The organism is Allobosea sp. OK403, assembly GCF_900113835.1.
Lineage (GTDB): Bacteria > Pseudomonadota > Alphaproteobacteria > Rhizobiales > Beijerinckiaceae > Allobosea.
Genome location: NZ_FOQV01000007.1, coordinates 65,144 through 77,909 on the forward strand (window position 1 = coordinate 65,144; position 12,766 = coordinate 77,909).

Below are 12,766 nucleotides of genomic sequence, written 5' to 3' on the forward strand. Positions count from 1 at the left end.
CCGTGTAATGGCGGCAGGCCGAGCGATGGCAGGCCGAGCGATGGCGGGCCGAACGATGGCAGGCCAAACAGTGGATCGACGAGATGACCAGCGAACGCTTCGAGGCGACCTATCTGATCGAGACTCCGCTCGATCCGATGAAGGTGGCGCAGGTGATGGCGGGCGAGCAGTCCAGCGGCACCTTCACCCGCGTCGCCGGCGAGACCGACGAATTGCGCGAGCGCGCGAGTGCCGTCGTCACCAAGGTCGAGGAGCTTGAAACGGTCGCCACGCCGAGCTTGCCCAATGCCTGGCTCGCCCGCAAAGGCGTCTCTGGCCCTTGGCGGCGGGCGCGTGTCGCGATCTCGTTTCCGGTCGACAATGTCGGCGCCAATCTGGCGACCCTGGCTGCGATCGTCGCCGGCAATCTCTTTGATCTCGGCGAGGTCACAGGCCTCAGGCTCGATACGATCACGCTGCCCGCCTCCTTCCGGGCCCGCTTCCCGCTGCCGAGCCAGGGCATTGCCGGGACGCGCCGGCTGACGGGTGTTCCGCAAGGCCCGCTGGTCGGCTCGATCATCAAGCCCAATGTCGGCTTGAGCGTGGAGGAGACGGCGGCGCTCGTCGCCAAGCTCTGCGAGGCGGGGCTCGATTTCATCAAGGATGACGAGATTTCGGCCGATCCCGTCCATGCGCCGCTGGCGCAGCGCGTGCCGGCGGTGATGGCAGCGGTGCGCCGCCATCAGGACCGCACCGGCAAGGCGGTGATGGTCGCCTTCAACATCACCGACGAGACCGACGCGATGCGCCGCCATGCCGATCTGGTGGCGCGCGAGGGTGGTACCTGCGTCATGATGAGCCTGAACTGGTGCGGGTTCTCGGCCATGGAGACGCTGCGCCGTTCGACCGATCTCGCCTTACACGGCCATCGCAACGGCTATGGCGCGCTCTCGCGCCATCCCATGCTCGGTATCTCCTTCCCCGCTTATCAGACGCTCTGGCGGCTTGCCGGCGTCGATCACATGCATGTCCATGGCCTGCAGGGAAAATTCGCCCAGGAGGACGAGGAGGTCGTCTCCTCCGCCAGGGATTGCGTGACGCCGTTGAGCGCGGGCATCGACGACCGCGTCATGCCGGCTTTCTCGTCAGGCCAATGGGCCGGGACGGCGCAGCCGACCTGGGATGCGATCGGCCATTCCGACCTGCTCTTCATGGCCGGTGGCGGCATCCTCGCTCATCCCGGCGGGCCAGCGGCCGGCGTGGTCAGCATCCGCCAGGCCTGGGATGCCGTAGCGACCGGCACTTCGCTGGCGGAGGCCGCCAGGACGCAGGGCGAATTGCGGCAGGCGCTCGATTTCTTCGGCAAGCTTGCTGGTTGAGGCCCTGATGGCAAACCCATCGCCGCTCTATGGCTGGTATGGCGACGATTTCACCGGCGCGACCGACACCTTGTCGGCGCTGGCGGAACAGGGACGGCGCGCGCTGCTCTTCTTGCGGATTCCAACGCCGGAGCAACTGAGCGCTGCCGGCCCGCTCGACGCCATCGGCATCGCCGGGGCGACCCGCTCGATGGAGCCCGTCGCGATGGCGGCAGAGCTCGACGAGGCCGGCCGCTTCTTCGCCGGGCAAGGCGTCGCGCTGCTGCACTACAAATGCTGCTCGACCTTCGACAGCGCCCCACATGTGGGCAGCATTGGCGCGGCGGTGAAGGCGCTGCGCCCGTATTTTCAGAATCCGTTCCTGCCGATCATCGGCGGTCAGCCCAATCTCGGCCGCTACTGCCTGTTCGGAAACCTCTTCGCCGCGGCCGGCATCGGCGGCGTGGTCCACAGGATCGACCGCCATCCGACGATGAGCGTCCACCCGGTCACGCCGATGGCGGAGGCGGATCTGCGCCGGCATCTCACGGCGCAGGGGTTGGAGCAGATCGCCCTGCTCGACTATCGCAACTGGGAGAGCGGGGCGGAGGATGCGCTTGCGGCCTGCCTTGCCACCGAGCCTGGCGCAGTCCTGCTCGATGTCGCCCGCGCCTCAGATCTCCCGGTCATCGGCAAGCTGATCGCGCAGCGGGCCGAGGCGCAGCCGATGCTTGCGGTCGGTCCGAGCTCCGTCGCCCAGGCGCTGGCTGGCCTGTGGGGTGTCCAGGAGGAGGCTGCGGATGCGAGCGCCGTTCCGGTGCGGCGCGATGGTCCCGTGCTGGCGCTGGTCGGCAGCCTTTCGCCGGTGACCCGGGCGCAGGTCGAGGTGGCGACGGGCTTTGCGAAACTGGCGATCGAGCCGCGCAGGCTCCTCGATGACGCAGCCTATGCCGAGGCGCTGCGGCAGGAGGCTCTCCGGCGACTGACGGAGGGCCATGTCATGCTGATCACCGAGCGTCCGTCGCAGGCTCCGGAGAATGCCGGCAGCGTCGCGGCGGCGACCGGCCTGCTGCTGCGCGACATCATTGCGCAAGCGCGCCTGTCCCGGCTCGTCGTCGCCGGCGGCGACACGTCGAGCCTCGCCGTCAAATCGCTCGACATCTGGGGGCTGTCCTATCGGGGGCCGCTGGCTTCGGGCGCGCCGCTCTGCCGGACTCATAGCGACGATCTTCGCCTGGACGATCTCGATATCGTCCTGAAGGGCGGCCAGATGGGACCGGTCGATTTCTTCGCGAGAGCGACCGCCGGCTGATCGCTGGAGCGTTTTCGAGCGAAGTGGTATCCGGCTCTAGGAAGCCTGCTCTTCCGCTGCCGCGGTTTCGTCCTGCTCATGCAGAACAGTGCGGTCGAGTTTCGGCGTCATCGTGTCAAGCAGCGGCAGGGCCGCTGCGCCAAGCGCGGCGGTGAGCCGCCCAGTCGCGCCGCGCTGCACGCGCGGCACGCTGCGGCCGGAGCGGTTCGAGACCGAGACGGCCATAGGCGACATCGCATCGATCAAGGCGTCGATGACGCCATCGGGCAAGCCGCCGCCCAGGATGATCGTCTCCGGGTCGAACAGGTTTTCCAGCATCACCAGCATCGGCGCGAGCAGCCGGGCCGCTTCCATGATCCAGTCCAGCACGGCGGGGTGCCCGGCCAGATGAAGCCGTGCGACCTCGTCGGGGCTGGTATCTGTGATCCCGGCAGCGCGCAGGGCCTCGCTCAGCGCATGGGTCGAGGCATAGCGTTCGAGGCAGCCCTGGCCGCCGCAGGCGCAGGCGAGCCCGTTCTGGACGACCGGGATATGGCCGATCTCACCGGCATTGCCGAAGGCGCCGCGATAGGGCTGCCCGCCGATGATGGTGCCGAGCCCCAGGCCCGCGCCGAAATAGATCAGGCAGAAATGCCTGAGGTTTCGCCCCAGCCCGTGCAGATGCTCACCAACGGCGGCGGCCGTCGCGTCGTTCTCGATCGTGACGGGTGTCTGCAGCGCCGATGACAGGAGCCGACCGGCATCGTGCCCGGCCCAACCCGGTAGCGGCAATGAGCCGACCGAGCTCATCCCCTCGATCTCGAACGGGCCTGGCATCACCACGCCGCAGCCGAGCAGGCGGCGCGGCAATCCCGTCCCGGTGCGGGCAAGGGCGAGCTCGGCAGCGGCGAGCGCCTGCACGGCCTCGAGCGCGGAATCGCTCAAGGGCACGATGCGCTGCGCCCGGACTTCGCCGGCGAGATCGACCAGGACGGTGGTGATGTGGTCGGCCGCGATCTCCATGCCGGCGGTCATGCCGCCATCGGCATTGACCGCGAGCTCCATCGGCGGCTGGCCGCGCGCCGTGCGCCGGCGCCCCAACTCGATCAGGAAACCTTCGCCGACCAACTCCGCGACGATGTTCGACACCGCCTGCGCCGTCAGCCGCGTCAGGGCGGCGATATCGGAGCGGCCGAGCCGGCCGTGCTGGCGCACCGTCTCCAGCACCACGCGGCGGTTATGGCTGCGCGTTCGCTCGGGATTGGTGCCGACGGCGACGCTGCGGGACGGGGAAGAGCGGCGGTGAGGCATGATGGGCCAGTGCTTCTTGAGATAGACAGGCTGCGCTTTCGATTAATCCAACTCAAGTGAATTAATCGATTGACAGGATGGTGGGGCCGGAGCGAGCATGACGGTCGCACGCCTTGAATGCCGAATTTGAGGGCAAGGGCACAGGCGTCGTCACGACAGGGGAGAGGATCATGCGCGGCTTTCGAGGAATGCTGTTGGGTCTGCTGGTTTCGTTCGGTGCGGTCACCGGCGCGGCGGCTCAGACCGTTGAGATCGAATACTGGCAATATGTCTTCGACGCCCGCATCAAGGCGATGAACGAGCTGATCAAACGGTTCGAGGCTGCCAATCCCAACATCAAGGTCAAGCACACGACCTTCCCCTATGCCGATTACCAGACCAAGATCGCGGCCGCCGTTCCCGCCGGACAGGGGCCGGACGTGGTGCAGCTGTTCTATGGCTGGCTCGACAATTTCGTCGCCGCCAAATTCATCCAGCCGCTGCCGCGCGACGCATTTCCGCCGGCGATGATCGAGAAGGAATTCTATCCGATCGTCTCCGCGATGAAGCGCGATGGCGAGTATTACGGCCTGCCGACCGCGGTGCGCTCGCTGGCGCTGTTCTACAACAAGAAGCTGTTCCAGGAGGCCGGGCTTGATCCCGCCAAGCCGCCAGCGACGATCGACGAACTTCTCGACATGGCCAAGAAGACGACCAAGCGGGACGCTGCCGGCAACATGCTCTCGGCCGGCATCACGCTCGATTTCCCCGGGCAGGATTATCATTGGTGGCGCGAGACGCTGCTGCGCCAGAATGGCGGCGCGCCTTATAGCGACGACAACCGGAAGGTCACTTATGACAGCGAGGCCGGCGCCAAGTCCCTGAACTGGTATGCCGATCTCCAGCGCGTCCACAAGGTCGGCCAGGTCGGCTTCATGGATGAAGGACAGGCCGCCTTCCGCGCCGGCCGCGCCGCAATGACCATCGACGGCTCGTTCCGGCTCGGCGGGTTCGGGGCGATCAAGGCCTTCGAATGGGGCGTCGCCGAACTGCCGGCAGGCGCTGACGGCAAGAAGGCGAACTTCGCCAGCTACTGGGTCAATGCCATCACTGCCAAGCCGACCGGCGAGAAGCTCGAAGCCGCCAAGAAGTTCATGGCCTTCGTCACCTCGCCCGAGGCGATGCAGCTCTGGCTCGAGACTGTCGGGGAACTGCCGGCCCGCAAGGCCGCGGCCGAGACCGAGAAAAACCTGAATCACCCGATCTACGGGCCCTTCCTCAAGGCGCTGAACTATTCCTATGCCACGGTCTTCGTCGACGAGATGGGCCAGCGCCAGGTCTCGCTCGACATGATCAACCGCGTACTGATCCAGAACCAGGACGCCAAGGCCTCGCTCGCTGAGGCGGCCAAGGCCGAACAGGCGATCCTCGACAAGTTCTACAAGAAGTAGGGCGAGTTTCCTCGGAACCGCATCGTCTTTCCGGACAAGTGGCCCTCGGGTCCGGCCTTCGGCCGGCCCAGGGACAGGCTCCGCCGAGCCGATCCGGAATCCATCTTAGAGATCCGGAACCCTCCGATGGATTCCGGGCCTCCGCTTCGCTCCGCCCGGAATGACGTGGCGGGGCGAGCCAAAACAGTTTCCCCGTAGAGTCAGATCTCGTCGCGATGAGCATGCCAATCCAACAGGAAACCTCCGGCGGCCGCTTTTGGGGCGGGCTCTCGCTGCGCCGGAAGCAGGTCGTCTGGGCCTGGACCTTCCTGGCCGTCCCGATTCTGTTCTATGCGCTGATCCGCTTCTATCCGACCGTCGAGGCGTTCTATCTGTCGACGACCAATTGGAACCTGTTCTCCAAGCCCGGCTTCGTCGGGCTGGCGAACTTCCAGCGGCTTTGGGCCGATGTCGTGTTCTGGCAGGTCTTCCGCAACACCGTGCTCTATCTCGCCATCGGCACGCCGGTGAGCCTGATCCTGGCCTTCACCATCGCCTATCACCTCGACCGCGTCCGCTTCCTGCACGGCTTCATCCGGGCGCTCTATTTCCTGCCCTTCCTGACGACGGCGGCCGCCATGGCCTGGGTCTGGCGCTGGTTCTATCAGCCGGTGCCGATCGGCATGATCAACGATCTGCTCTCAAGTTTCGGCCTGCCGCAGCAGCCCTTCCTGCGCTCGACCAGCCAGGCTCTGCCTTCGGTGCTGGCGCCGGCGATCTGGGCGGGCTTAGGCTTCCAGGTGGTGATCTTCCTCGCTGGCCTGCGCGCCATCCCCAACACCTATTACGAGGCGGCCCGCATCGACGGCGTCTCCAATCTGACGATCCTGCGCCGGATCACGATTCCCCTGCTGAAGCCGACGATCATCTTCCTGGTGGTGTTCTCCTCGATCGGCTTCCTGCGCATCTTCGACCAGGTTTACAACATGACGAGCGGCGATCCCGGCGGGCCTTTGAACGCCACCAAGCCGCTGGTGCTGATGATCTACCAGACCGCCTTCTCCTCCTTCGAGATGGGCTATGCGGCGGCGCAGACGGTGGTGCTTTTCCTCGTCCTGCTCGCCGTCTCCTTCCTGCAATTGCGCCTGCTGAGGGACCGCTGATGACCGCGCTGTCCCTCGCCCTGCCCAGCCGTTTCCAACCGGGCCGCATCGCCATCTGGCTGCTGCTGCTCGCGGGCGGCCTGGTGATGATCACGCCGCTGCTCTTCATGTTCTCGACCTCGCTGAAGGACGCCTCCGAGGTCTATGATCTCAGATTGGTGCCGGCCCATCCGACGCTCGACAACTATGTCACGGTGCTGTCCGACGGGCGCTTCCTGCGCTGGTTCGGCAATTCTCTGGGCATCGCCACGGCGGTGACGTTGTCGAACGTCTTTTTCGACAGCCTGGTCGGCTACACCCTGGCGAAATTCCGGTTCCGCGGGCGCTACATCGTCTTCCTGGCGATCCTCTCGACCCTGATGATCCCGACCGAGATGCTGGTCATTCCCTGGTACGTCATGGCCCGGAATTTCGGCTGGCTCGACACCTATTGGGGCATCATGTTCCCGGGTATGATGACGGCCTTCGGCACCTTCCTGATGAAGCAGTTCTTCGAGACGGTGCCCGACGACTTCCTCGAAGCCGCCCGCGTCGATGGGCTCAACGAATTTTCGATCTTCTGGCGCATCGCCATGCCGCTGGTGACGCCGGCGCTCTCGGCGCTCGCGATCTTCACCTTCCTGAGCAACTGGACGGCCTTCATCTGGCCGCTGATCGTGACGACCAGCAAGGAACTCTACACGCTGCCCGTCGGCCTCTCGAGCTTCGCCGTGGAGTCGCAGATCCAGTGGGAGCTGATCATGACGGGCGCGGCGCTCGCGACGCTGCCGACGCTGACGGTCTTCCTCGTGCTGCAGCGCTACATCGTGCGCGGCGTGGTGATGGCCGGTCTGAAGGGTTGATCCGATGAGTAAACATGCAGATCCGCGCCTGAGCGATACCTCCGTCTTCCCCGATCCGGTCTACAAGGAAACGGTGCTGCGCCCGCTTTTTGATGGGGCCAAGACGCATCATGTCGAGGGTTTCCGCGCCATCGATCGCGCTCATCTCGTCATGCTGATGGAGGCTGGCATCCTGCCGCGCGAGACCGCCGGCCGGATCGCCAGGGCGCTCGATGAGATCGACGCTGAGATCGACCCGGCCGCGCTGAGTTATACCGGCGAGGTCGAGGATTTCTTCTTCCTGATCGAAGCGGAGCTGCGCAAGCGGCTCAGCCCCGACGACACCGGCCGTCTGCACACCGGCCGCTCGCGCAACGACATCGACCATACCTTGTTCAAGCTGGCGCTGAAGCCGCGCCTCGACGGGCTTGCGATTAAGCTGCGCGCGCTGATCGCCGCGACGCTGATCTTGGCCGAGCGCGAGAAGGCGACGCTGATCGTCGCCTACACCCATGGTCAGCCGGCCCAGCCGACGACCTTCGGGCATTATCTGGCGGCGGCCATCGAGGTGATGCTGCGCGACCATGAGCGATTGATGCAGGCGCGCGACTTGCTCGACCTTTCGCCGATGGGCGCGGCCGCGATCACCACCTCCGGATTCCCGCTCGACCGGGCCCGCGTCGCGCATCTCCTGGGTTTCGCCGCACCGCTGGAAAACTCCTATGGCTGCATCGCCGCGATCGACTATGTCACCGCGACCTATAGCGCGGTCGAACTGGTCTTCCTGCATCTCGGCCGGTTGATCCAGGACCTGCAGGTCTGGACCGCCTTCGAGGTCGGCCAGCTCTATGTGCCCAACGCCTTCGTGCAGATCTCCTCGATCATGCCGCAGAAGCGCAATCCGGTGCCGATCGAACATCTGCGCCATCTCTCTTCGCAGGCGATGGCGCGCGCCCGGCTGGTCCGGGACGTCGTCCACAACACCCCTTTCACCGATATGAACGACGCGGAAGGCGAGACCAACGAGGCCGGCTACCAGGCCTTCGCCACGGGCGAGCGCGTGCTCGATCTGCTCGCCGCGCTGCTGCCATCGATGAGCGTCGACGGCCGCCGCGTCGCCGAGAACATCCGCCGCTCCTGCATCACCATCACCGAACTCGCCGATACGCTGGTGCGTCGCGAGGGGCTCTCCTTCCGCGCCGCGCATGAGATTGCAGCCAGCGTCGCGCGCGCCGTCGTCGCGCTCGACGGCGATCTACCGCGTGATGGCTATGCCCCCTTCCTTGAGGCCTTCCGCCATCACACCGGCCGTGAGCCGGCGCTGACGGCAGGCGATTTCGCGGGCGTGGTCTCACCGGAAAACTTCGTCGCGGTGCGTGAGCGCTTCGGCGGGCCGGGACCGCAGGCGCTGGGCAAGGCGCTGGCGGGCTATCGCACCAAACTCGATGCGGCCGATGGCGCTGCAGGCGACATCGCCAGGCGCGAACAAGCCGCGCGGCAGGAACTCGACGCGGCCTTCGCCGCTCTGATGGAAACGGCGTAATGGCGGGTATCGAACTTCAAGGGCTGGTCAAGCGCTATGGCGCGACGCAGGTCGTCCACGGCATCGACCTCACTGTCGCCGATGGCGAGTTCGTCGTCTTCGTCGGCCCCTCCGGCTGCGGCAAGTCGACGACCTTGCGCATGATCGCGGGGCTTGAGGACATCGACGGCGGGCAGATCAGCATCGGCGGCAAGGTCGTGAACCGGCTGGAGCCGAAGGATCGCAACATCGCGATGGTGTTCCAGAACTATGCGATCTATCCGCATATGAGCGTCGCCGAGAATATCGGCTTCGGCCTCCATACCGCCAAGCTCGACAAGGCCGAGAAGCGCAAGCGGGTCGAGCAGGTCGCCGGCATTCTCGGGCTGGAGCCGTTGCTGGAGCGCAGGCCCTCGGCCTTGTCCGGCGGCCAGCGCCAGCGCGTCGCCATCGGCCGCGCCATGGTGCGCGATCCCACGGTCTTCCTCTTCGACGAGCCGCTCTCGAACCTCGACGCGCAATTGCGCGCGCAGATGCGGCTGGAGATCAAGCGCCTGCACCAGCGGCTCGGCACCACCATCGTCTTCGTCACGCATGACCAGGTCGAGGCGATGACCCTGGCCGATCGCATCGTCGTGATGCGCGATGGCCGCATCCTTCAGGTCGGCGCGCCGATGGAGCTTTATGAGAAGCCCGCCGATGTCTTCACCGCCCGCTTCATCGGCTCTCCGACCATGAATGTCCTGCCCGGCCGGGTGGCGACCCAGGCCGGCATCGCGACGCTTGCCCTGGGCGAGAAGCCTGTCGTTTTGCCCGCCACCGCCGGAACAGTCCCTGCGGATGTCCTTGTCGGCGTCAGGCCGCAGCAATTGCGCGTTCTGGCGGGCGACGATCCGGCCGATCTCGTGCTCAGCGGCACCGTGGCGGTGATCGAGCCGCTCGGTTCCGAGACCTTCGTCCATGTCGAGTTCGGCGGCGGGTTGATCCTGGCCTCGGCTCCCGCCAAGTCGCCGCCTGCTGTCGGCGAGGCCGTGCGGCTTGGCGCAACTGTTGCCGCCCTGACGCTGTTCGATGCCGTAAGCGAGCGCGCGCTATGAAGGGCGGACGCAATCTCGTCCTCAGCATTGGCCGGCTCTATTGCGATCTCGTCTTCCGCGGGCTGGAGGCGCTGCCCAGGCTCGGCGAGGAGCGCTTTGCCAAGGAGGTTTCGGTCGTGCCTGGCGGTGGCGGCTTCATCACGGCGGCCCATCTGGCGTCGCTGGGCGAGCGGGCGGCGCTGCTCGCGCGCATTGGAACCGATCCCTTGTCGGAGGCTATCGCACCGGCTCTGCAGCAGAGCGGTGTCGATCTGCGCTGGCTCGAGCGGGCGCCCGATGCCGGGCCGCAACCCACCGTGGTGATGGTGCAAGCAGGCGAACGCGCCTTCCTGTCGCGCCGGGCCGGCAAGGCGCGGCCCACCACGCTCGAAGCCGCCCTGGCGAATGCCGAGGCGCGCCATCTGCATATCGCCGAATTCGCGACGCTCGCCGAGAGTCCGGAACTGGTCTCGCTCGCCAAGCTCGCAGGCCTCACCGTCTCGCTTGATCCGAGCTGGGACGACGCCCTGATCCACGATCCCGATCTGGTCCTGCGCTCGACCGGCACCGATATCTTCCTGCCCAACGCCTCCGAGGCCCGGGCGATTGCCGGTTGCGAGGATCTCGACCAGGCGGGCCGCCGGCTCGCCCGTCATTTCCCCGTCGTTGTCATCAAGGATGGTGCGGCCGGTGCGCGCCTGTTCCAGCGCGAGCAGAGTTTGAACCTGCCCGCGCCACAGGGCGGCCCGGTTCTCGACACGACCGGCGCGGGTGATGCTTTCAATGCCGGCTTCGTCGCGGCCTGGATCGCGGGCCGTCCACCGAGCCAGGCCCTTGCCGAGGGGATCGCGTGCGGGACGCTGTCTGTCCAGGGGGTGGGCGGCGCCGGTGTGCGGCTCGCTCGTGGCCGGGTCGCCGCTATCAGCAAGACGCTGCTCGAGGAGCATGGTCGCATCGATGCCTGAAGCACTTCTGACGAGCGAGGCCGCCGAGGCCGCCCTGGTCGCCGAAAGGCAGATCACGGGCAATGCCGTGGTCATGGCACAGCTTGGCGAGCGCTTGCGCCGGCAAAGACCCGCCTTCGTCGCGAGCTGTGCGCGCGGCTCGTCGGACCATGCCGCGACCTATGGCAAATATCTGATCGAGCGGACCTTGGGCTTGCCGGTGGCGTCGCTCGGCCCGAGCCTCGCCTCGGTCTATGGCGGCAAGCTCGATCTCTCCGGCGCGTTGTTCATCGCCGTCTCGCAATCCGGCCATAGCCCCGACGCCTTGCGCTTGACCGAGGCGGCCAAGCGCGGCGGCGCGCTGGTGGTGGGCTTCGTCAATGACGAGGCGTCGCCGCTGGCGGGTCTGGTCGATGTGCTGATTCCGTTGCGGGCGGGGCCGGAGAAAAGCGTCGCCGCGACGAAGAGCTTCCTCGCCACCTGCATCGCCTTCCTTCATCTCACGGCGGCCTGGAGCCAGGACGAGGCGCTCGTCTCTGCCTTGGAGCAGGCGCCGCGGCGGCTCACTGAGGCGGGCGATTGCGACTGGTCGCCCATGTTCTCGGGGCTGAAGGATGCCGCCAGCCTCTATGTGATCGGCCGAGGCCTCGGTCTCGGCATCGCACAGGAAATGGCGCTGAAGTTCAAGGAGACCTGCCGCATCCACGCCGAAGCCTTCAGCGCGGCTGAGGTGCTGCATGGCCCCTTGGCGCTGGTCGGCCCCGGCTTCCCGGCGATCGTGCTCGATCCTGCCGATGAGGGGCGCGACAGCACCTTGTCCGTCGCGGCGGCGCTCGCGCGCTTCGGCGCCGAGATCGCCTATGCCGGACATGGCTCGAATCTCGGCACAGCCCTGCCGATGCCGCCTGACGTCTCTGCCGCGCTCGCCCCGCTGGTCCAGGCGCGGGCTTTCTATGGCGGCATTGCCGCGCTTGCGGTCGCGCGCGGGCTCGATCCCGACAATCCCCCGCATCTCAACAAGGTGACCCGGACGCTCTGAGCCGGATTGGCCGCGCATGGAGCACTTCCGACGCAAGCCGACAAAACCGTCCAATCACGGCCGGGCCATTCGCGTTAGCTCGGGACCATCTCGAATGATGGAACAGCGGCTGATGTCCTCAGGAATTCTTCTTCTCAATCGGGCCGGCGATGCGCCGCTCGCCACGCCCTTCCGGTCGGCCGAGCTGGGCGCGAACGACCCCTTCGGCGCCGGGCGCGAGATCGCCTGGACGGGGCCTGACGCCATGGCTGCCGGCCGGGTGACTCTGGCAGGAGCCTATGAGAGCGCAGCGTTTCCGCATACCGAATTCGTCGTGGTCGTCGCCGGCCATCTGCGTCTTGCCGAGCCCGGCAAGGCCGCCCTGGAGCTTTCGCCCGGCCGCGGTGCCGTGATCGCGCGCGCAACCGCGTTGAAGGCCGAGGCTGCACCCGGCACGCGCCTTGTTTTCTGCGCTGCGACCGGCACATCTTCGGCGGTGCCGGGTCTGCAGGAGATCCTGGCGGACGCGCCGCTTTCGCCCTCCGCTGCACCGCCGGCCGAGGCGCTGGTCGGGCCGACGCCGCAGTGCCGCAGCTTCAACGCCTTCACCGACGAGGCCACGCGCTTCCGCGCCGGTACTTGGGATTCGACGCCCTATCGCCGGATTTTGCGCCCGCACCGCCTCAACGAGCTGATGCATGTGGTGGCGGGCAGCATCGATCTGACCGGGCCGGATGGAACCGTCACGCGCGTCGATCAAGGCGACAGCGTCTTTGTCGCCCATGGCGCGCCCTGCGCCTGGGACAGCAGCGTTCATGTCGCCAAATTCTATGTCGTGCAGGAGGTCGCCGGCTGAGCGTCAGCGCTCGCGCCG

The 12,766-nt window shown here is 66.7% G+C and carries 11 protein-coding genes; 10 read left to right on the forward strand and 1 reads right to left on the reverse strand.

Annotation, left to right across the window (positions count from 1 at the left end):
* The first annotated feature begins 83 nt into the window (after positions 1 to 83).
* Complete coding sequence (locus tag BMZ97_RS21185; RefSeq protein WP_092174278.1) at positions 84 to 1,358, forward strand: ribulose-bisphosphate carboxylase large subunit family protein; 1,275 nt, start codon at positions 84 to 86, stop codon at positions 1,356 to 1,358.
* 7 nt (positions 1,359 to 1,365) lie between these two features.
* Positions 1,366 to 2,649, forward strand: coding sequence for a four-carbon acid sugar kinase family protein (locus tag BMZ97_RS21190; RefSeq protein WP_092174281.1), 1,284 nt, complete (start codon positions 1,366 to 1,368; stop codon positions 2,647 to 2,649).
* A gap of 36 nt (positions 2,650 to 2,685) precedes the next feature.
* Here the strand turns inward: BMZ97_RS21190 and BMZ97_RS21195 are convergent, their stop codons facing one another.
* A complete protein-coding gene (locus tag BMZ97_RS21195; RefSeq protein WP_092174284.1) occupies positions 2,686 to 3,939 on the reverse strand; it encodes an ROK family transcriptional regulator in 1,254 nt (417 codons plus the stop codon).
* A 188-nt stretch (positions 3,940 to 4,127) separates the two neighbouring features.
* On the opposite strand from BMZ97_RS21195, the gene BMZ97_RS21200 reads away from it, so the two are divergent.
* The 8 genes from BMZ97_RS21200 (at position 4,128) to BMZ97_RS21235 (ending at position 12,748) form a co-directional block, all read left to right on the forward strand.
* Complete coding sequence (locus tag BMZ97_RS21200) at positions 4,128 to 5,369, forward strand: extracellular solute-binding protein (protein WP_244546543.1); 1,242 nt, start codon at positions 4,128 to 4,130, stop codon at positions 5,367 to 5,369.
* A 215-nt stretch (positions 5,370 to 5,584) separates the two neighbouring features.
* Positions 5,585 to 6,511 (forward strand): carbohydrate ABC transporter permease, encoded by a 927-nt coding sequence (locus BMZ97_RS21205; protein WP_092174286.1) that lies wholly within the window; start codon positions 5,585 to 5,587, stop codon positions 6,509 to 6,511.
* Between the two features lie 8 nt (positions 6,512 to 6,519).
* Positions 6,520 to 7,353, forward strand: a complete 834-nt coding sequence (locus tag BMZ97_RS21210; protein WP_092174721.1) for a carbohydrate ABC transporter permease — start codon at positions 6,520 to 6,522, stop codon at positions 7,351 to 7,353.
* Between the two features lie 4 nt (positions 7,354 to 7,357).
* On the forward strand, positions 7,358 to 8,875 hold the full coding sequence (locus BMZ97_RS21215) for an argininosuccinate lyase (RefSeq protein ID WP_092174289.1): 1,518 nt from the start codon (positions 7,358 to 7,360) through the stop codon (positions 8,873 to 8,875).
* Positions 8,875 to 9,951, forward strand: coding sequence for an ABC transporter ATP-binding protein (gene ugpC / locus BMZ97_RS21220; RefSeq protein WP_092174291.1), 1,077 nt, complete (start codon positions 8,875 to 8,877; stop codon positions 9,949 to 9,951). Before BMZ97_RS21215 ends, ugpC begins: the two co-directional genes overlap by 1 nt.
* Positions 9,948 to 10,895 carry a carbohydrate kinase family protein gene (locus BMZ97_RS21225; RefSeq protein WP_092174294.1) on the forward strand — a complete coding sequence of 316 codons (948 nt, stop codon included), beginning with the start codon at positions 9,948 to 9,950 and terminating at the stop codon, positions 10,893 to 10,895. Before ugpC ends, BMZ97_RS21225 begins: the two co-directional genes overlap by 4 nt.
* On the forward strand, positions 10,888 to 11,913 hold the full coding sequence (locus BMZ97_RS21230; protein ID WP_210188296.1) for an SIS domain-containing protein: 1,026 nt from the start codon (positions 10,888 to 10,890) through the stop codon (positions 11,911 to 11,913). The genes BMZ97_RS21225 and BMZ97_RS21230 overlap by 8 nt, the downstream gene beginning before the upstream one ends.
* Positions 11,914 to 12,025: 112 nt before the next feature.
* Positions 12,026 to 12,748, forward strand: coding sequence for a cupin domain-containing protein (locus tag BMZ97_RS21235; protein WP_092174299.1), 723 nt, complete (start codon positions 12,026 to 12,028; stop codon positions 12,746 to 12,748).
* The last annotated feature ends 18 nt before the right edge of the window (positions 12,749 to 12,766 follow it).